The 19,964-nt window shown below is 40.9% G+C and carries 14 protein-coding genes and 1 pseudogene; 12 read left to right on the top strand and 3 right to left on the bottom strand.

The features are described from left to right. Positions 1-1,113: 1,113 nt before the first annotated feature. Positions 1,114-1,586, bottom strand: a pseudogene (locus ACFFRD_RS28885) (transposase); the annotation flags it as partial. 90 nt (positions 1,587-1,676) lie between these two features. Beyond that, positions 1,677-3,854 carry a GumC family protein gene (locus ACFFRD_RS28880; protein WP_392479085.1) on the bottom strand — a complete coding sequence of 726 codons (2,178 nt, stop codon included), beginning with the start codon at positions 3,852-3,854 and terminating at the stop codon, positions 1,677-1,679. A 1,503-nt stretch (positions 3,855-5,357) separates the two neighbouring features. On the opposite strand from ACFFRD_RS28880, the gene ACFFRD_RS28875 reads away from it, so the two are divergent. From ACFFRD_RS28875 to ACFFRD_RS28820, 12 genes are all read left to right on the top strand, one after another. Further along, positions 5,358-6,716 (top strand): glycosyltransferase family 4 protein, encoded by a 1,359-nt coding sequence (locus ACFFRD_RS28875; protein ID WP_392479084.1) that lies wholly within the window; start codon positions 5,358-5,360, stop codon positions 6,714-6,716. Positions 6,717-7,057: 341 nt separating this feature from the next. After that, a complete protein-coding gene (locus ACFFRD_RS28870; protein ID WP_392479083.1) occupies positions 7,058-7,480 on the top strand; it encodes a hypothetical protein in 423 nt (140 codons plus the stop codon). Between the two features lie 49 nt (positions 7,481-7,529). Continuing rightward, positions 7,530-8,375 (top strand): ABC transporter permease, encoded by an 846-nt coding sequence (locus ACFFRD_RS28865; protein ID WP_392479082.1) that lies wholly within the window; start codon positions 7,530-7,532, stop codon positions 8,373-8,375. Between the two features lie 15 nt (positions 8,376-8,390). Further along, positions 8,391-9,671 (top strand): polysaccharide ABC transporter ATP-binding protein, encoded by a 1,281-nt coding sequence (locus tag ACFFRD_RS28860; RefSeq protein WP_392479081.1) that lies wholly within the window; start codon positions 8,391-8,393, stop codon positions 9,669-9,671. 19 nt (positions 9,672-9,690) lie between these two features. Next, entirely contained in the window at positions 9,691-10,230 is a 540-nt protein-coding gene (locus ACFFRD_RS28855; RefSeq protein WP_392479079.1) for an acyltransferase, read from the top strand. 161 nt (positions 10,231-10,391) lie between these two features. Next, positions 10,392-11,429, top strand: a complete 1,038-nt coding sequence (locus tag ACFFRD_RS28850; protein WP_193945260.1) for a Gfo/Idh/MocA family protein — start codon at positions 10,392-10,394, stop codon at positions 11,427-11,429. Beyond that, positions 11,426-12,520, top strand: coding sequence for a DegT/DnrJ/EryC1/StrS family aminotransferase (locus ACFFRD_RS28845; protein ID WP_392479078.1), 1,095 nt, complete (start codon positions 11,426-11,428; stop codon positions 12,518-12,520). Before ACFFRD_RS28850 ends, ACFFRD_RS28845 begins: the two co-directional genes overlap by 4 nt. A gap of 12 nt (positions 12,521-12,532) precedes the next feature. Beyond that, positions 12,533-13,228, top strand: a complete 696-nt coding sequence (locus tag ACFFRD_RS28840) for an acyltransferase (RefSeq protein WP_392479077.1) — start codon at positions 12,533-12,535, stop codon at positions 13,226-13,228. A gap of 1 nt (position 13,229) precedes the next feature. Next, the gene (locus tag ACFFRD_RS28835) at positions 13,230-14,249 is read left to right on the top strand and encodes a GDP-mannose 4,6-dehydratase (RefSeq protein WP_392479076.1); all 1,020 of its coding nucleotides are present in this window, start codon (positions 13,230-13,232) and stop codon (positions 14,247-14,249) included. 34 nt (positions 14,250-14,283) lie between these two features. Then, on the top strand, positions 14,284-15,444 hold the full coding sequence (locus tag ACFFRD_RS28830; RefSeq protein ID WP_392483190.1) for a DegT/DnrJ/EryC1/StrS family aminotransferase: 1,161 nt from the start codon (positions 14,284-14,286) through the stop codon (positions 15,442-15,444). Between the two features lie 225 nt (positions 15,445-15,669). Beyond that, positions 15,670-18,699 carry a N,N-dimethylformamidase beta subunit family domain-containing protein gene (locus ACFFRD_RS28825; RefSeq protein ID WP_392479074.1) on the top strand — a complete coding sequence of 1,010 codons (3,030 nt, stop codon included), beginning with the start codon at positions 15,670-15,672 and terminating at the stop codon, positions 18,697-18,699. A 23-nt stretch (positions 18,700-18,722) separates the two neighbouring features. Continuing rightward, positions 18,723-19,694: a hypothetical protein gene (locus tag ACFFRD_RS28820; protein ID WP_392479072.1), complete on the top strand. Its 972-nt coding sequence runs from the start codon at positions 18,723-18,725 to the stop codon at positions 19,692-19,694. Between the two features lie 2 nt (positions 19,695-19,696). On the opposite strand, the gene ACFFRD_RS28815 is transcribed toward ACFFRD_RS28820, so the two are convergent. Continuing rightward, positions 19,697-19,858: a hypothetical protein gene (locus tag ACFFRD_RS28815; protein ID WP_392479070.1), complete on the bottom strand. Its 162-nt coding sequence runs from the start codon at positions 19,856-19,858 to the stop codon at positions 19,697-19,699. Positions 19,859-19,964: the final 106 nt, after the last annotated feature.

The raw sequence follows: 19,964 nt of genomic DNA, 5'->3' as shown, positions 1-19,964 counted from the left end.
GTACATAAATATTGTCCCTTCAGAGAATATTTAATATCGCCAACTAACTTGAAAAATGATGTTGTATGCCTGGAACGTCTTGTTTAATAATCATTTCTAGAGAATTGACATAGGTAAGTGTTTTGTCCATTTGATAATTTATAAATGAACAAAAATTTAATTTTTAAATCAATTCCTAATTTCCTAATTTCTGATTTTTACATCCATATTAGAGTTGGCTTGTCTAGAAATGGACATAGCTAATAATCAAAAAATGCCTATGCACGTTTCTACTGGTCTTTGCCCAGGTTACTGGAATATGCTTTACTCATAGCTCTCAATAGTGCTGTATCTACTTGTTTACAGCTTATATCCTAATAGCTTTTTTGAGTAGACCTCTTGCAAAAAATTTTGGTAAATTTATGTCAGAACTCTCTACTTAGCATAAAATTATTCTGTAAGAAATCTACTAAACCACAAACTTTTCAAACATCCTCTAAGAGGTTATTTATAAAGTAAAAATAAGATTATTGTACGGTGTGTTATGGCCATATTTCTAGATGATTTGTCACAAAAAATTTCATCAAAGTGCTAACGCACCGCCATGTAATACGGTGCGTAATAGCGAAGCCGTAACCCGCCTTACTTAAGATTTACTTTATAAATAGTCTCTGACTGACTTATTAGAATATTGCCAAGACAATTGCAGAAAGCAGATATAGTAACAATTAACCAAGGTAATTGTGAAAAATGAAGCATTATTAATTTCATAGTATCAATAAAATTTGAGAACCCAGACACAAAAAAATAACCTCTGTGATTATTTCCAGTAAATTAGTTTCGATTTCAACTATCAGTTTTTATAAAAACTATTAATGTTTTTATAAGTAGTAATCCTAAATATTTAATTCAAAGAAAACTACATTAATGCAACTTTTAACTCAAAAAAAAAAGACACAATTGCTAGAATTATGTCTTTTTTACTCAATAAAAATACTTGATTATTTATAGAAAAACAGCTAAAAATTTAAATATGAGCATCATCCATTGATAAATATGGTCACATTAAGTGTGGTTTATTTACTCTGAGATTTTTCGTTTCTAGTGCTTAGAGACCATTTATAAAGTAAATCTTTAGAGGGCTAGACGACGTAACATAATACGAGTCATAACAGCATATATGGCAGCTTCGCTCATTTCAGGGAGACGCTCGTAATCCTTACTCAAACGATGGTACAGGTTTTACCAGGCAAATGTTCTTTCTACTACCCAACCCTTGGGTAAAACTTCAAACTCTTTACCAGCACGGCGCATGACCTCAACATGAGCTTGAATCATCAACCAAACAGCCAGGGCAAACTTATCACCGTCATACCCAGAGTCAACCCACATGACTTCAACTTTTTCTAATAATTCTGGGCGTTCCTCCACCAGTTCCATCAAAGCATAGGCAGCAAGCAATCTTTCAGGAGCATTGCCTTCACTCACAACCACTTTGAGTAAGAGACCAAGGCTATCAACGATTGTCTGGCGTTTCCTTCCTTTGACTAGCTTGCCACCATCAAAGCCGTACACATCCCCCTTTTTTCAGCCGTTTTTACCGACTCCCGAAAATTGAACCTATGAACCAGAGTCAATAATTACAAGGTCATAGGCTTCTATAAATGTAATGTGGAGAGTATAAAGTATATTCCCTCTTAATACAAACCATTAAAATTAGTTTTCTGACCATTACAAACTATGCCTAATATATTCAATCGATAAAATTTCAGGTTATCTAAAGCTATTTTTAGTATTGAAGAATTTGTTTTGTGAATTCGAACTACTATCAATAGTCCATCAGTGTGGGGTGCTATCAGGCTAGCATCAGCTAATCCCACCAGAGGAGGTGCATCATAAATCACTAAGTCAAAATTCTTCTGAAAATCTGTCATTAATTGCTTCATCTTTGAAGATGAGAGCAACTTTGCGGGATCGGATGGTACTGGTCCAGCTGTGATTACAGATAGTTTGCTCATAGAAGGTAGTTGTCGAATTACTTCTCCCACTGGCAAGTTTGTAGAGATTAAATTGCTTAATCCCCAGAGATTATTTAAATGTGAGAGATTGTGAATTGTGGGTTTACGAAGATCAGCGTCTACAAGTAAGACTCGTTGCCCCATTGCTGTAGCTATCTGAGCTAGATGAAGGGCTATGGTAGACTTGCCATCACCAGGCATAGCTGAACTAATAACTATGGAACGAAACGGGCTATCGGAACTGAGTAGTTTAATATTTGTATAAACTACCCTTAAAGCTTCCGAAAAGTTGGAAGAATACTCACCCTGTTCTTCCTCTGGTAAAACAGTCAGTTTAGCAATCTTCTTAGAAAGAAAATTTGGTATCCTTAACAAGGGAAAACTTTGCTGATAAGTGCGGTTTTGCTTAGTTTGAATTTGCTGTTCAAAAGGAATATTTCCTAACAATGGCTGCTTAACTTTTCTTTTCAGATCATCGACAGTATGGTAGGCATTATCTAGCTTTTCCATTAGTAAGACAATACCAACTCCTGAGATGATACTTGCAACTAATACTAATACGAAACTGCGTAGGGTATCAGAAGAAGAAATAGGAATGTCCGGTGTAGTTGGTACTTGAAGTAATTGCCAGCCCAGCTCTGTTTGGGATATTTGAATTTGGAGATTCTCGCGGGTTGATAAAAACCGATTCAAACTCTCATTTGCAAATTGCAATTTACGCTGTAATTCAGTGTACTGTCTTGTTAGAATTGGCAGTTGGTTGCGTCGCTGTGCAAGTTTCTGTTCTATTTTGGTAAGTTCTTGACTTTGCACTTCTAATTTCTGAAGTTGCATCTCTACTTCTGCAAATTTTACACCCAATAATTGCTGTGCCTGTTGACGTAGCAAAGGTAAAAGACTAGCTCGTTTCTCTTTCAATGTTTGAATGGTTGGGTTTTTGTCTTGTAAACGAGTTGATTCAGTTGCAATCTGAATATCAAATAGACGTATTTGAGTAATTAACTGCTGATATAAAGGAGCATTATTCAGTATTGCTGTTGCGCCATTTTTTTCTTTTAGACTCGTTAAATTAGCACGAGTTTGAGCTAACTGTAGATCAATTTCTTGTCTTTTTTGAGATAATTCAACGGTTTGTGATGAGATTTGCTCTGCTTGGGATTCTGGATTGTCAAAATTGTAATTTTGTCTAAAAAATTGCAACTCTTTTTGGAGTTGATCTACCCGATTTTGTGTTAAAGGTAATTGGTATTCAACAAACTGAAGCCCTTGACGTAATTTGGTTTGCCTCCTGATTTTGCTGTAGTCTAAGTAATCTTTAGCGAGCCTCTGTAGTACGGCTTGAGTTTGATCTTGATTTTTACTGTGATAGCTAACTAATATAATCTTGGTTTCACCTAATCGAGTAATTTTTAGAGAATCGATCAGAGAATAATAGCTTAATTCTGGATAAGAAGCTTGTAGCCGTTTAAGAGTATCTCTCATCAGTTCAGGACTCTTAAGAACCTGAATTTGGCTTTCATAATCTAGACTAGACATCTGTGAGTTAGAGTTTTTGACAACATCCACATCTGTGGAGTCATCATTCACAGGTTCTACTAACAGTTGAAAATTGCCTTCATATTCTGGGGGCTTCTGCTTTAGCACTAAGCTAATAACTGCAATTGTCATAACAGTAATAGTGACACCTGTCATAACTAGCGCTCTTCGCCGTAAAACACCCAGAAATTTTTGCACACTCCATTCTTCTTCCTCTTCAACCCACGGAACAAGTTGATTTTGTTGATTTTGAAGAGATGGAGGCACAGAATTATTACTACTATCAGAACTGGAAGGTTGGGAAGGATAATTCTCTATCATATTCTTAATATTTGGTAATAAGTTAGACAGAATTTAGTAGAAAGAGTTTTATAAGCTTCTGTAAGATAAATTTTGATACGACCAACAATCTATACTATATTTGATATTTACTTAATAAACTTATGATGAAATTACAAGTCTTTATTCTTTAATCCATTACACAAATAACGCAAGTTGCTAGTTAGGCTCGTTAAATAGTATGAAATAATACAAGCAATTCGGTTTAAGTATAAGAAAGTACAAAAATTGAAATTTTCTACTTAATAAACGTGAATTTCGGTTAATGATGTCCAATTATTCTCTCATAAAAACAATTTATTTTTGGATTCAGTGAAAACACAGGCAATACTCAAGTGCTTAAGTTAATAATTAAGGGATATAAATTATCGATGCTTGACATCAAGTGGAGTTTTCGCCATACTTCTACTGCGGCTGTGGCAGCTTGTAAATGCTGGCTTCTACAAAAATCTAAGTAAATGCACTGAATAATTAATTTCTCGGACGATCTCTTTCTTTGCATACCTTGCAGTTCATTGAATAAATATTAAGTACATTTTAATACAAATTCAGTATAACTCTATTTATTATACTTTTACTTCCTGTGTATATTGTCTAAATCCTGTTCAACAATCAAACAGGAGTCCTGGTAGCCCATAAAACTATTATTTTATAAAGTTTTAGATTAGATATACTTTAAAAATATAAATTTTTAATGAAGTAAATTATTCGATATGGAAACATGATATTGTGAAGTTCTCAGTGTTGCATATAAAAAGTAATAAAGTCTAAAAGCTTTAATTATAAAGTTATATGTAACTAGAGAAACTCAAACAAAAACTAAACACTGCTCAAAACAAAACATTCTAGAATCAAATTGTGAATAGTAATTATAACTCCAGATATCTCAGTTGACTGAATGTTACTCAAACAATAGAGACTGCCAGCAACCATTAAATCTCTTTTTAGAAGTTTAAGTAAGTACCTGCTCAACCTGTCAAGGACTTGCTTTACCACATAAAAATATTACCTTCTCTCTAAAATAATTTGTTCTCGGCTAGAAGTATTTTCATCATTTTTGTGTTCTCGGATCTGTTAGAGAAGTGTGTATATAAACTAGAAAGAGTGTTCTGTTATTTAGCCTTAATAGAGTTATAAGACCATGCCTAAATGTGCAAGGTTCAGAGGTCCTTTAAGCTATTGTGGGTGGTGTAACGAACTAGACTCTACTTGGGAGCGTGAACTAAACAAAATACAATATTTTCAGTTTAGTTAAGGTGTGCCAATCTGTGGCTAACATACCGAAACAAAATTAGTCTTGATAGTACCTTATATCAATGACTTAACTTTACGAAAATTGTAGTTTGTTAATTCAGGTTTTATTAGTGAATATTAAGCCAGATTTGTAAATTCTTACAATATAGTCTAGATGTGTTTTCTAGATTATTTCGAGTTTATACAGGTTTTGGATAACAGTTTTTTCTATTTCAGACGAGGCCATAGACTATGAGACTTAATCAATGGATTAATCAAAATTTTTTGAAATCCATTTCTACTCCTTTAGATGCAAAAAAAGATACAAAAAACAAGCCTTCTGTAAAAGCTCAAAAATCAATTAAGTTATCTGTAGTTACCCAATTTTTCCCTCCAGATTATGCCGCTACAGGGCAGTTGATTGAAGAATTGGTGAAACAGTTAGGGCAGCAAGGAGTGGATATTGAAATTTTTACAAGTCAGCCAGGATATGCATTTCGTTCTGATACGGCCCCAGCAGTTGAATGGGCTGACCAAATCCGAATTCAGCGATCGCGTACTGCTCAACTCTGGCCGGGAAGAATTCGTGGCAAAGCCATTAATGGTGTGCTATACACCTTACGGGCGACGCTCTATTTGCTGAGAGGTTCGCGTCGCAACAATGTATTGTTGCTAACTACGGCTCCCCCGTTTTTGCCAGTGATCGGATATCTAGCTTATATCTTATTCAAGATACCTTATGTATGCGTATTATATGATTTGTACCCTGATATTGCGATCGCATTAGGTGTAATTTCAAAGAGTAACTGGCTGGTGCGATTGTGGCGTGCAATCAATAAACAGGTTTGGTTAAAAGCCAAGGGGATCATAGTACTTAGCCCAGCGATGAAACAACAGGTAGTGGCACATTGTCCCCAAGTAGCTGATAAAATTTCTGTAATTCACAGTTGGGCTAACCCAGAAGCGATCGTGCCGATTGCTAAGAAAGAAAACTGGTTTGCCTGGAAGTATAACCTAGTTAACAAATTTACCGTCCTCTATTCTGGCAATATGGGTCGTTGCCATGATATTGACACCATGTTGGAAGCTGCAAAGCAATTGCAAGATGAGCCAATTCAGTTTGTCTGCATTGGTGGTGGTGCCAAACGCGAAGAATTAATTATGGAAGTGGAGCGGTTAGGGCTGACCAATTTTACATTTCTACCTTATCAAGATAAGCAGGTGTTACCTTATTCCCTAACGGCTTGCGATCTATCAATAGTGAGTGTAGATGCAACTACAGAGGGTTTAGTTGTTCCCAGCAAACTTTACTCAGCTTTAGCCTCTGGGCGACCAATAGCAGTAATTTGCTCCCAGACTTCATATCTGAGACAACTCGTAGCTGATGCTAGTTGTGGTAGCACATTTGACAATGGAGATGGTCAAGGTCTAGCGCAATTTATTCGCTTTCTGAATCGAGATCCCCAAATAGGAGAGCAGATGGGCAAAGCAGGTCGTCAGTATTTGCGATCGCACTTCACGCCTAAAGTGATCTCTAAACAATACTTGCATGTTTTACAGCAGGCAGTATTTGATGAAATAATCACCATGTCTCGAAGCGATGTAAAGTAAGCATATTTAGGTTTATTAAATTTCTATGATTTTGATAAACCTTAAACAATTTGATCTACAAATTTTTGGTTGCATGGTATAAGACTATTAGGAGAAAAATAGAACATTAGAATCTTTTGATTTAGTCAAAAACTAACTCTTTGCAAAATCATTTTTTCAATTAAAAAGGAAGTAAATTAATTAAAAAATAAGGTAAAATAAAAATAAAATTATCATTTATAATTGAATATTTTTGCAGCATTTTTTAGGAGTAGGGCTTTGATGGTCTTATTGATCTCAGTCCCTCCAACATAGCCTTCCTTGCTCATGGTTTTTGTCTATAACAGGAGGTGAAATTACAGATGAGGTGTGACCGAAATCGGAAACGTTCCAAGCGAAGAGCAATTTACTGCCCGATTCATAGTTGCTATATGGATAGCGTCAGTCAAAAATATCAAATGTTTGCTGACCAAGCAGGCCAATTACAGCAACGAGGTATGAGTCGACGGAATGCTTTGATGTTAGTAGCGAACCAAACCACAGTTCCTATAGAAGGGGAATGGTTAGAAGCTTTTTGGTGTGAAGGATGTCAGCAAACAACTTGGTATCACATTCGTAAGTGTGATGATAGTAATTATGAAATTTTGGTAGCACCACAAGAACTATGGCGGCAAGTCACAGGAGTGATTGATTCTCTAGGGAACCCTTCCGTTGGTGAGTTTACTCGTAAAAGCGCCAGGCAAGTTGGTTATCAAGGTCTTAGAGGTTTCCAGTTTGTGAGTTAAGAATTATTAGTGTAATTTCGTTAAAAATATTAATCTTCAATCAAGAACTATGAATAGTCCAAAAATTGTCTCCCAACAGGAGTTAGTGATTGAAGCTGGACGTACAGAACAGCAGTATTGGAAAGATATATGGCGCTATAGAGAATTATTCTATTTTCTTGCTTGGCGTGACATTCTGGTGCGGTATAAGCAAACAGTGATTGGTATGCTCTGGGCACTCATTCGACCATTTTTGACGATGATCGTGTTCAGCGTCATCTTCGGAAGTTTGGCGAAATTACCTTCAGAGGGGGCAGCACCGTATCCAATACTGGTATTTGCTGCCTTATTACCCTGGCAATTTTTTTCCAATGCCCTAAGTGAGTGTAGCAACAGCCTAATTAGTAATGCCAACTTGATTTCTAAGGTCTACTTTCCGCGCTTAATTGTACCTGCTAGCTCAGTGATTGTCAGCTTTGTGGACTTTCTCGTTTCTGCAATGATTCTCTTAGGGCTTATGGCCTGGTATAATTTTATTCCAACTTGGCGGATATTATCATTACCGTTATTTATTGGTATTGCCTTTGCTGCTTCACTAGGAGTAGGGCTGTGGTTAGCAGCATTGAATGTCGAATATCGAGACTTCCGGTATATTGTGCCGTTTATTGTGCAGTTTGGTCTATATGTATCGCCCGTCGGTTTTAGTAGCAGCATCATACCAGAGCAGTGGCGTTTGCTCTACTATTTGAACCCAATGGTGGGCGTGATTGATGGCTTTCGCTGGGCAATTTTAGGGGGAGAGTCCAAACTTTACTGGGCTGGATTCACATTATCTCTAGTACTAGTTGCCCTGTTAGTGGTAAGTGGCATTTGGTACTTCCGCAAAATGGAACGGACATTTGCTGACGTAATTTAGCAAGGAACTGTGCAGATGTCTGAGAATATGATCAGTGTAGAGAATTTAAGCAAAAAATATATTATCGCTCACCAGCAAGAGCAAGGAAGTCGCTATAAAGCACTGCGGGATGTAATTGCTGATGGTGTCAAATCTTTTGCCAAGGCATTTATCAAACATGGGGGCAAAAAAATGCCCAACCCAACGCGGGAAGAATTTTGGGCATTAAAAGATGTTTCCTTCGAGATTCAACAAGGTGAAGCCATTGGCGTTATTGGACGTAATGGTGCCGGTAAATCCACCCTCCTAAAAGTTCTGAGCCGAATTACCGAACCGACGAGGGGACGTATCGCCATTAAAGGGAGGGTAGCAAGCTTATTAGAAGTAGGGACGGGATTTCACCCAGAACTGACGGGACGGGAGAACATTTATCTCAACGGTTCCGTTCTGGGGATGAGTAGAGTTGAAATTAAGAAGAAATTTGATGAAATAGTAGCTTTTGCTGATGTAGAAAAGTTTTTAGATACCCCAGTGAAGCGCTATTCTTCAGGAATGTATGTCCGCCTTGCTTTTTCCGTTGCAGCCCATTTAGAGCCAGAAATTTTAATTGTCGATGAAGTTTTGGCTGTAGGTGATTCGGCATTTCAGAAAAAGTGCTTGGGCAAAATGGGTGATGTTGCGACCAAAGAAGGACGAACAGTTTTATTCGTCAGTCATAGTATGCAAGCTATCTCTCAACTCACCAAACGTTGCATACTGCTTTCTAAAGGGAACATTCAGTTTGATGGCCATACTGGCAAAGCAGTACAGCTATATCTGGCTGGGCAGAAAGATGAATCTGCATCACCAGGATATTACCAAGCTCCTGTCAACAAAATTGGCAATCATGTAGCTTGGGTAAAGGCACACACCTCTGAGGAAGAAGGAATTCACTGTTGGGGAAAACCAATTACGTTTGAGTTTGCTCTCCATGTAACTGAACCCCATGAAAGTCTGCGTTTTTCCTTTCAGATAGTAAACTTTTTGCAACAACCTATTTGTATTTTCTGGTTTTTCAATTCTGATGCTCCGTTTTGTAAAGAGCCAGGAACATTTATTCTTAGATGTGAGATTCCCAAATTTAGACTATACATGGGTTCGTACACTTTAACTACATGGTTTTCTAACCGTCGTAGCGAGACTCTGCTAGAAAATCTGAAGGAAATTTGCCCGTTTGAAGTGACTATGCATACTTTTGAGCGTCCAGAGTATCAATGGCAAGCTGATGAGTGTACTTATTTAGAAGATGCTATTTGGCAAACTGTAGAAAAGCATTAATTTTAAGGCAGATTAAATAATGGCTGTAAATGATGATGTCAAGTTAGGCAAAAACGTGAAGATTTTTCATCCCCATCTCGTGAACCTCTACGGTTGCGTTATCGGTGATGACACGAAAATTGGTACATTTGTGGAGGTTCAGAAAGATGTCACGATCGGAAGTCGGTGTAAAATTTCATCCCACAGTTTTTTGTGTGAAGGCGTTGTCTTAGAAGATGAAGTGTTTATTGGTCATGGAGTCATGTTCACTAATGACCTTTATCCTCGTGCAACCAATGAAGATGGCAGTTTAAAAACTGAAGATGATTGGTATACAGTCAGGACTTTAGTGAAGCGCTGTGCCTCTATTGGTAGTAATGCTACCATCCTGCCAGGAGTAACTATTGGTGAAAAAGCCATCATCGGTTCTGGAGCAGCAGTAACTCACGATGTTCCTGATTATGCGATTGTAGTTGGAGTGCCCGCTCGTGTAATAGGGGATGTGCGCGATGGGCTACGCTCCACTGTAGGCGATCGCCAAAATTTAGAAATATCCGCTAGCAGTTTGCGAAAACCTTAAGTTTTGTACGCAATCTATTTATAGATATTGAGTAACTTCTTGGTCGACTCTGAAGCTTTGCAAAGATAAAAGTAATTTGCAATTCATTCAGAAACTACGATCACCTTTTAGTGGCAGTAGTTGATAGCTCATAAAAAATAAATTTTGATTAGTTAAAAAAAATGGCAAATATCATTAATATCGGTGTCATCGGCTATGGCTATTGGGGTCCAAATCTGGTAAGAAATTTTGTAGAAATGCCAGGAGTTCAGGTTAGAACAGTCAGTGATTTTAACCCACAACTACTAGCAAAGGTACAAGCTCGTTATCCGACAATTCAAGTTACTAAAGATTGTCGAGACATATTTACAGATCCCAAAATCGACGCTGTAGCGATCGCCACACCAGTTTCAACTCACTTTGAATTAGCTTTAGCCGCATTGCAGGCTGGTAAACATGTGCTGGTAGAGAAGCCAATGACAACTACCTCCGAACAAGCAATGCGGCTGATTGAAGAAGCAGAAAAACGCAATCTAGTCTTAATGGTCGATCACACCTTTGTGTACACGGGTGCTGTCCGCAAGATGCACGATTTGATCGCCACTAATTCCTTGGGTGATATTTACTACTACGATTCTGTACGCGTCAACCTGGGACTTTTTCAGCATGATGTCAATGTCATCTGGGATTTGGCAGTCCACGACCTCTCAATTATGAGCTACTTACTGCCATCAAAACCTTATGCTGTCTCGGCTACAGGCATCAGCCATGTTCCTGGAGAACCAGAAAATATCGCCTACTTGACCTTATTCTTTGAAAAAAATCTCATTGCTCACATCAATGTCAATTGGTTAGCACCAGTAAAAATCCGTCGCACATTGATTGGTGGTAGTCAACGGATGATTGTTTACGATGACTTAGAACCCAGTGAGAAAGTCAAGATTTACGACAAGGGTATTACAGTCAATGGCAACTCCGAAAGCATGTACCAAATGATGATTGGTTATCGCACAGGGGATATGTACTCACCCAAGTTAGATATGACAGAGGCATTGAAAACAGAGGGATTGCACTTCATGAATTGTATTGAAAAAGGCGATCGCCCAATTACTGATGGAGAAGCAGGACTGCGGGTAGTCAGAATTCTTGAAGCCGCCACCCAGTCTCTCAAGCAGCAAGGCCGATTAATTGAACTGAATGTGGCAGAGGTAGCAGCATGATTCCATTTGTAGACCTAAAAACTCAATACCTGAGTATTAAAGACGAAATTGATACTGCTGTTTTAAAAGTACTTGCAAGTACGCAATTCGTCTTAGGCAATCAAGTCAAAGCTTTTGAGGAAGAGTTTGCCAGTTACTGCAATTCAGATTATGGTATTGCTGTCAATACAGGTACTAGCGCTCTCCATCTAGCATTACTAGCAGCTGGCATCGGTGCTGGTGACGAAGTAATTACCGTGCCTTTCACCTTCGTTGCGACCACAGCAGCAATTTGTTATACCGGAGCCACACCTGTTTTCGTAGATATTGATCCTGTTTCCTACACAATAGATGTCACCCAAATTGAAAAAGCGATAACTGAACGTACAAAAGCTATCCTACCTGTGCATTTGTACGGGCAACCAGCAGACATGGAGCCAATTTTAGACATTGCTCGCCGTCATGGTTTAGTCGTTATAGAAGATGCCGCTCAAGCTCACGGCGCTGAGTACAAAGGGCAACGGGTAGGTAGTATCGGTGACATTGGCTGTTTTAGCTTTTACCCTGGTAAGAATTTAGGAGCCTACGGTGAGGGAGGTATGGCAGTCACCAATAATCCTGAATATGCCCATACTATGGGAATGCTGCGCGACTGGGGTCAAGAACGCAGGTATCACCATGTCCTAAAAGGTTACAACTATCGCATGGATGGTATCCAGGGAGCCATTTTACGGGTCAAGTTACGCTACATCGAAGAGTGGACAGAAGCAAGAAGAACACATGCAGCCCACTATGACAAACTTTTGGCAGAATCTGGTGTAGGTATACCTGCTGTGATGCCTTATAGCCGTCACGTTTACCATGTTTACGCCGTGCGATCGCCTCAGCGAGATGCCCTACAACAAAGTTTGCAAGAGCAGGAAATTCAAACAGGTATCCATTACCCAATTCCTGTTCATCTGCAACCAGCTTATACAGACTTAGGGTACAAGCCAGGTGATTTTCCCCACTCAGAAGCAGCATCTAGGGAAGTTTTATCGCTGCCTATGTATGCAGAACTTAGCACAGAGTCACAAACTCAGGTTGCCAAAGCAGTAATTAGCTTAACATAACCAAGGAATTTGATGTCCGATCAAGGTAAAATTAAGATAGTCACAGCTATCCACGGCTTGCAAGCAGAAAAGCTAGACCCTGATTTTGAAATTCAACTAGCAGCATATTTAAATACTCAATATGAACAAAAACCATTAATCGAATTATACGCACGCTTTGCTACAAGTGATGGCGACTTTGACGGGTTGATGCGGCGAGCTATTTGGCGAGCAGTAGCACGTAAATTTGGACATAACATTCGTATTGGCAATAGTGTAGGTTTTAAGCATCTTGAAACCTTCGAGATTGGGAACCAAGTATTTATAGGTTCACAAAGCTATATTCAGGGAAGGTTCGATGGTACTTGCATCATTGGAAACCACGTTTGGATTGGCCCACAGAGCTACTTTGATGCCCGTAATTTAATTATTGAAGATTATGTGGGATGGGGCCCAGGTGCAAAAGTACTGGGTTCATCACACACTGGATTGCCAATTGATGTTCCCATCATCCAAACAGACTTAGAAATTAAATCAGTAAAAGTAGAAACCGGAGCCGATATTGGCATGAATGCGGTGATCCTACCTGGGGTAACAATTGGCCGAGGCAGCATTGTTGGTGCTGGTGCAGTTGTCACTAAGGATGTACCACCTTATGCGATCGTTGCTGGTGTCCCTGCTAAGTTTTTACGCTGGCGGGAAGGATATGAACCATTAGAGAGTAAATAATATGCAAAATAAGCGAATTTTAATCACAGGTGGAGCCGGTTTCATCGGCTCTGAACTAGTACATCAGCTCATAGCTCAAAGAGCAAAGCAGGTGATTGTTGTTGATAATTTGGTTAATGGACAACGCCAAAACCTAGAAAATCTGCCTACCGATCAATTTGAACTAGTTGTGGCCGACATTCGAGATAGCGATCGCATGGCTAAGTTAATGTTGGGTGTAGATATCGTATTTCATCTAGCGTGCTTAGGTGTCCGCCATTCCATCCACTCGCCACAAGAGAATCATGAGGTTAATGCCACAGCAACTCTCCAGCTATTGAGCGCAGCCAAAGCAGCAGGAGTAAATCGGTTTGTATATGTCTCAAGTTCAGAAGTTTATGGTACTGCCCATTGGGTACCAATGACAGAAGAACACCCAACCTTTCCCATGACTGTCTATGGTGCTGCTAAGTTGGCTGGAGAATGTTATACTAGAGCGTTCTACGAAACATATAGCTACCCGACTGTTGTAGTACGTCCTTTTAACTCCTATGGCCCGCGGTGTCACCATGAAGGAGATAGTGGAGAAGTTATACCCAAGTTCCTACTGCGTAGCATGGCTGGTAAGCCAATGGTAATTTTTGGTGATGGTAGCCAGACTAGAGACTTCACTTATGTGAGCGATACGGCTAGGGCCATTATCATGGCAGGATTTACAGACTCTGCCATAGGTCAAACAATCAATTTGGGCAGTGGCTTTGAAATTCCAATTAATGATTTGGCTAAGGAAATAGCATCAATAGTAGAGCGAGGAGACACGGCTGTGATTCATGATGAATCTCGTCCTGGTGATGTATTGCGTCTATATGCTGAAACGATAAAAGCAGACAAACTGTTGGGATTCAAGCCTCAAGTATCACTGCACGAAGGTTTAGTCAAACTGAGAAATTGGTATTTGAGTCTGGGAAAATCTCCAGAAGTCCTACTAGAAAATGAAATTGTACGTAACTGGGATGTAGGGAGGAGTAAACAGGGTGTCTGAAGTTCAATCTTTTATCCCGATTGCCAAACCCTTAATGGGTGAACCCGAAGCTGAAGCAGCGAAGCGTGCGATCATGTCCGGTTGGGTAACCCAAGGGCCAGAAGTCGCTGCATTTGAGCAAGAGTTTGCCGCTTACGTAGGAGCAATCCATGCTTGTGCTGTCTCAAATTGCACTACAGCATTACACCTAGCGCTGTTAGCTGTCGGTGTGCAACCTGGGGATGAAGTAATTACTGTCAGCCATTCCTATATTGCCACTGCCAACAGTATTCGCTACTGCGGTGCAATACCAGTGTTTGTGGATATTGAACCACAGACATACAACATCAACCCGATGTTAATTGAGGATGTGATTAACAAGCACACTCGCGCTATCCTGATAGTCCACCAGATCGGTATGCCTTGCGACCTCAAAGCCATCCTAGATATTGCTCACCGCTACGATTTACCAGTTATTGAAGATGCAGCTTGTGCGATCGGTAGTGAAATCCTGTGGGATGAACAATGGGAAAAAATTGGCAAGCCGCATGGAGATATAGCTTGCTTTTCTTTTCACCCCCGCAAAGTAATCACCACTGGTGACGGTGGGATGCTGACTACAAATAAGCCCGAATATGACAAACAGTTTCGCCTCTGGCGACAACATGGAATGAGCGTCCCCGATACTGTACGCCACAGTGCCAAACAGGTAATATTTGAGTCATACCCAATGCTGGGTTACAACTATCGCATGACTGATATTCAGGCAGCAGTCGGGCGAGAGCAACTCAAACGGCTTCCAGAGATAGTGGAACGTCGGCGTTATTTGGCGCAGCAATATCAGGAAAAGCTAGCAGATGTGCCGGGATTAAAGTTACCGACTCAGCCAAATTGGGCAAAGAGTAACTGGCAGAGTTTTTGTGTCCGGCTAACAGAGAAATATGACCAGGTAAAAGTCATGCAGGCAATGCTAGATGCTGGCATTTCCACGCGACGCGGAATTATGTGCGCTCACCGTGAAAGTGCTTATCAAAGTGAAGCTTGGTCATGTGGAGTTGAGCCAAAAGCTTGTAAGTGTGGAGTTGGAAATTGCGATCGCCTTTCTGAAAGTGAGCAAGCACAAGATCATACTGTCCTACTACCCCTGTTTCATCAGATGACTCAAGAAGAACAGGATTATGTGGTGAAAGTTTTGAAAATGGCTTGTCAGATTTAAAGAAAAATCCTAAAAATTGTTTTGTGGAAACTGCTTCCAGCAGTTTTTCCACTTTACACAAGAAACTGATACCAATTTGAATAATTTTTGCGACACATTCATTCTTCGTAGAGAACATTGCTGTGCCTCTAGCAATCTGTGACATTCCTTTTTCAAATTGGTATGAGAACTTCTTGTGGCAACCTTTTTACCATCGGTAATCATTAAACTTCATAGGAGATAGCTATGACTATCCTTTTTACCAATCAAGTTCCAAGCATTCCAAATTTCAGTGATAGCGTTTACGAATTAGGAATGAAATTCCGCAGCAATACAGGCGGACAAATTAACGCCATTCGTTTCTGGAAAGCGCCTAGCGAAACAGGAACTCATATTGGCAATATCTGGACGGCAACGGGAACGCTCTTAGCAAGCGTCACTTTTTCTAACGAGACCGCTTCTGGCTGGCAAAATCAGGCTTTGGCCACACCACTTAACATTCAAGCTAATACAACTTATGTAGTCTCTGTCAACGTAAACGCCTATTACGTGGCTACTTATGATGAACTGGGCAGTCCCATCGTCAATGGAAATCTTAGCTCAGTAGCAGACGGTAGTAATGGAGTGTTTAATAGTACTCCAGGAGGATTCCCAACCGGTTCTTACCGGAATACTAACTATTTTCGTGACATAGACTTTGTAGTTGTTTCACTACCGACGATTACAAAAATCAGTGGCGACAATCAGACTGGTGCAGCCGGAACTGCTTTGACCAACCCCTTAGTTGTTCAGGTCAAAAACGGTGCTGGCAATGCTCAATCAGGGGTAACTGTGAACTTTGCCGTTACTAGTGGCGGAGGGTCAGTCTCGCCCGCTAGTGCAGTCACTGATGCCAGCGGACAAGTTAGTACCACTTTAACGCTTGGAGCTAATCCTGGGGCGACAAGTCCTGTAACTAATACCGTGAGTGCCACGGCCAGCAGCGTAGGTAGCGTTACTTTTTCAGCTAGTGCCAGTCCTTCGGGGAACAGCCAAACTATCCTGACAACTCAAGTACCAAGCATTCCAAATGCTACTGATAACGCTCCCTACGAATTAGGCATGAAATTCCGTAGCGCTAAGGGGGGAAAGATTTCCGCTATTCGCTTCTGGAAAGCCGCTAGCGAAACAGGAACTCATATTGGCAAGATTTGGACAGCAACGGGAACCCTCTTGGAAAGCGTCACTTTTGCTAACGAGACGGCTTCTGGGTGGCAGGAGCAGCTTCTAGAAACCCCAGTAAACATTCAAGCTAATACGACTTATGTAGTATCTGTCAACGCAAACGCCTATTACGTGGCTACTTATGATCAACTAGCCAGCTCCATAGTTAATGGCGACCTTAGCACAGTAGCAGACGGCAACAATGGGGTGTATAACACGAACCCGAATTCTTTCCCAACCAGTTCTTACCGGAATAGTAACTACTATCGTGACATTGCCTTTGTCGTCGGCAGTAACTTAATTAAAGTCAGTGGAGACAATCAGAGTGGCGTGACAGGCGCCACTCTGCCCAATCCCCTAGTTGTGAAAGTTGTAAACGCTCAAAATAACCCTCAGTCAGGGGTAACGGTGAACTTTACTGTTACCAATGGCGGTGGGTCGGTGTCGCCCACTACTGCAATAACTAATGCTAGCGGTCAAGCAAGTACGACCTTGACATTGGGATCGGTACCCACTGGTTCTGGAGGAGTGGTAGTAACAGCGACAGCAGTAGGCATCGGCAGTATAGACTTCTTTGCTTCAGCAACCATACCTGTGGAAAAGCAAAATGCCATCTATAAAGAAAACCTAAATCCTGGCACGACTAACTGGAAGCTTGACAACCGGGGTAGTGGTGAAATTGCTGGTTATGCCTCGGCGACTAGTATCGATAAAGGGGAATCTCTGGACATTAAGGTTTCTCTTGGACAAGCCGGAAACTTTACCATCGACGTGTACCGTTTGGGCTACTATGGCGGCACGGGAGGAAGATTGATGGCAAGCAGCGGCCCGCTCAATGGCACGACCCAACCCGCCTGTACCAGAGACCCCAATACCGGGCTGATCGAGTGTAACTGGACAACTTCCTACGTCTTACAGGCAAATACTAACTGGACTAGTGGTATTTACATTGCCAAGCTGACTGACCAAGCAAGCAGCAAAATAGCGCACGTGTGGTTTGTCGTCCGCGATGATAGCAGTACTGCTGATATTTTGTTCCAAAGTGCCATTTCTTGTGTCCTAGCCTATGGCACCACCGGGGGTTACAGCTTGTACAGCTTTAACAGTGTTGGTGGACAAAGAGCTTACAAGGTTTCCTATGACCGGCCAATGTCACAGGCAACTTCTCAAGAGTCCTACGAGTTCGATACACCTCTGCGATGGGAATACAATATGGTGCGCTGGCTGGAATCTCAAGGTTACGATGTGACCTACACCGACAATATGCAGGTTCACACCAACGGACAAAGATTGCTCGATCACAAAGTATTTCTGTCTGTAGGTCACGATGAATACTGGTCTAAAGAAATGCGGGATGCCGTCGAGGCTGCTCGAAATGCTGGAATTAATTTGGGATTTTTCTCTTCCAATACTTGCTATTGGCGAGTGAGGTTTGAAAATTCTACTCTCGCTGCTGGGCAAGTGAAGCCCAACCGGGTGATGGCATGCTACAAACAAGACTGGTCATTGGATTCAGTCGCCCAGCAACAGGGACCATTAGCAGCCACTAATAAATTCCGCAGCTTTCAGAACCAGCGGCCAGAAAACGCCTTGTTAGGAGTAATGTACGGTAGCGACACCACAAATCTTTACGGCGGTTTTAATTTTGTTGTCACCAACAGCAGCGATTTTTATTATGCAAATACGGGACTCCAGAATGGAGATCAGCTGAATTTGTTAATGGGCTATGAATGGGATTTTATCGTTAATAATGGGTCGACTCCTCCCGGTCTTGTAACGTTGTCTGAGTCGGTAGTCACACCTGCTAGTGTATTGCCAACCTTCGACGAACCACCTGGAGAAGAAACCCTCCCTCCAAACCAGGATTTTACAAAAGCTCACACAACACGCTACACCGCCAGTAGTGGGGCTAAAGTCTTTGCCTCCGGTACCAATCAGTGGGCATGGGGGTTAGACAGTGATGGTGTTAGCCCAGCTCGGGAAGATATTCGTGCCAAGCAAATAACTGTCAACGTCTTAGCAGATATGGGAGCTAGACCCCTGACACCAAATGCAAACCTCATTGTTCCTTAAAGCATCCCACAAGGAGTAAAAGAATGACACCACTACAACGTCGACAATTTGGCAAATTAGTAGCCGCCGGTTTGACTTCCACTGTTGTTGCCGACATCTATAGTAAGGCGGTTGCTCAGAGCTCAAGCAGCCCGACTCTTTATGGAATAAAGTTCCCTAATACATCCAAAACTCGAAACCGAGAAGACCAAAGTCCTTCAGTGGAGGTGATCACTGCCCAGTTGCCGATAGTAAATCTTATCTCTGCTATTGTGGTAGAAGGTCTGAAGGTTCTTTCTCAAGTTCCTGTGCCAATTCTGTCGGTTGACAATCTATTGCCTGTACCAAAAAAACCTCAGGCCTTCTTTTTACCTGAATCTGACCGGATTACGAAAGCGATATTACTTGCAGATAAGACTCTTGTAATTTCTACAGTCTCCAACACGAAAAATGGTAACTTCAACTTTATCATTTATTCTGTTGGCAATGGATTCAAATCTAAAAGAGTACTAGATTTCAAGACTTCCAATCAAACGGTTGAAAGTTTCCTAAGTCTTCCCAATAATCAATTTCTGTGCCTAGTAGGAACTGGGGGTGTCCCGCCTTTCTCCCTGAGAACGCTCGATTTCACAACTGGTAGAATTCTTTCTAGCGATAAGCTGGGCTTACCTCCACTGCCGCCCAACCATCGATTCGCTAACCTATGCCTAGGTCAGGGAAATATTTACGCAACTGAGACTGGCTCAGAAGGTATCCCCGTTTTAATCTCGATTAACTTGGAGGAGAAAGCCATACTTACTGGCAATGTCAAAATTAAGAGACTGACCCCACTGAAATTTAAAGGAGTCCCTCTCGTAAACGATGTTAAAGACTTGGCCTTTTTTTCAGGTCAATTGTACGCGCTGGCTACTGACAGTAGTAGAAAAAACAATGTTCTGTTTAAGGTGGACGTGAAAACTGGCAACATGGAGCCAGTGACAAACTTGGCAGCCGAGAAAATTACGTTCTCTGCTTAGTACTACAAAGATGCGATCGCCCGAATCAAAACCGTCGTGCGATCGCTTTGGGTATTGCTTTTTCTTATTAAAAGAATAAAATACTCAGAGAATATGCTAATTATTGATACTCGTAGTATGTGCGATCGCTTAGCTGAAAGTGAATAAGCATAGGACCGTACCATGATTTTGCCATTCTTCCATCAGATGACAGAGCAGGAACAAGAAAACGTGTTTGAGGTTTTGAAAACTGCTTGTCTGATTAAGCTTAGGGCTTACTAAAAGACAGCA

The organism is Nostoc sp. C110, from assembly GCF_043099725.1.
In the GTDB taxonomy this organism is placed as follows: Bacteria; Cyanobacteriota; Cyanobacteriia; order Cyanobacteriales; family Nostocaceae; genus Nostoc; species Nostoc muscorum_A.
This window is presented reverse-complemented; position numbering and strand designations above follow the sequence as displayed.

Excerpts from the sequence above, each read along its gene's own strand:
- ACFFRD_RS28820 (WP_392479072.1), top strand. The coding sequence starts at position 18,723 with ATGACACCACTACAACGTCGACAATTTGGCAAATTAGTAGCCGCCGGT.
- ACFFRD_RS28835 (WP_392479076.1), top strand. The coding sequence starts at position 13,230 with ATGCAAAATAAGCGAATTTTAATCACAGGTGGAGCCGGTTTCATCGGC.
- ACFFRD_RS28875 (WP_392479084.1), top strand. The coding sequence starts at position 5,358 with ATGAGACTTAATCAATGGATTAATCAAAATTTTTTGAAATCCATTTCT.
- ACFFRD_RS28860 (WP_392479081.1), top strand. The coding sequence starts at position 8,391 with ATGTCTGAGAATATGATCAGTGTAGAGAATTTAAGCAAAAAATATATT.
- ACFFRD_RS28865 (WP_392479082.1), top strand. The coding sequence starts at position 7,530 with ATGAATAGTCCAAAAATTGTCTCCCAACAGGAGTTAGTGATTGAAGCT.
- ACFFRD_RS28840 (WP_392479077.1), top strand. The coding sequence starts at position 12,533 with ATGTCCGATCAAGGTAAAATTAAGATAGTCACAGCTATCCACGGCTTG.
- ACFFRD_RS28815 (WP_392479070.1), bottom strand. The coding sequence starts at position 19,858 with ATGGTACGGTCCTATGCTTATTCACTTTCAGCTAAGCGATCGCACATA.
- ACFFRD_RS28880 (WP_392479085.1), bottom strand. The coding sequence starts at position 3,854 with ATGATAGAGAATTATCCTTCCCAACCTTCCAGTTCTGATAGTAGTAAT.
- ACFFRD_RS28830 (WP_392483190.1), top strand. The coding sequence starts at position 14,284 with ATGGGTGAACCCGAAGCTGAAGCAGCGAAGCGTGCGATCATGTCCGGT.
- ACFFRD_RS28870 (WP_392479083.1), top strand. The coding sequence starts at position 7,058 with ATGAGGTGTGACCGAAATCGGAAACGTTCCAAGCGAAGAGCAATTTAC.
- ACFFRD_RS28850 (WP_193945260.1), top strand. The coding sequence starts at position 10,392 with ATGGCAAATATCATTAATATCGGTGTCATCGGCTATGGCTATTGGGGT.
- ACFFRD_RS28845 (WP_392479078.1), top strand. The coding sequence starts at position 11,426 with ATGATTCCATTTGTAGACCTAAAAACTCAATACCTGAGTATTAAAGAC.
- ACFFRD_RS28825 (WP_392479074.1), top strand. The coding sequence starts at position 15,670 with ATGACTATCCTTTTTACCAATCAAGTTCCAAGCATTCCAAATTTCAGT.
- ACFFRD_RS28855 (WP_392479079.1), top strand. The coding sequence starts at position 9,691 with ATGGCTGTAAATGATGATGTCAAGTTAGGCAAAAACGTGAAGATTTTT.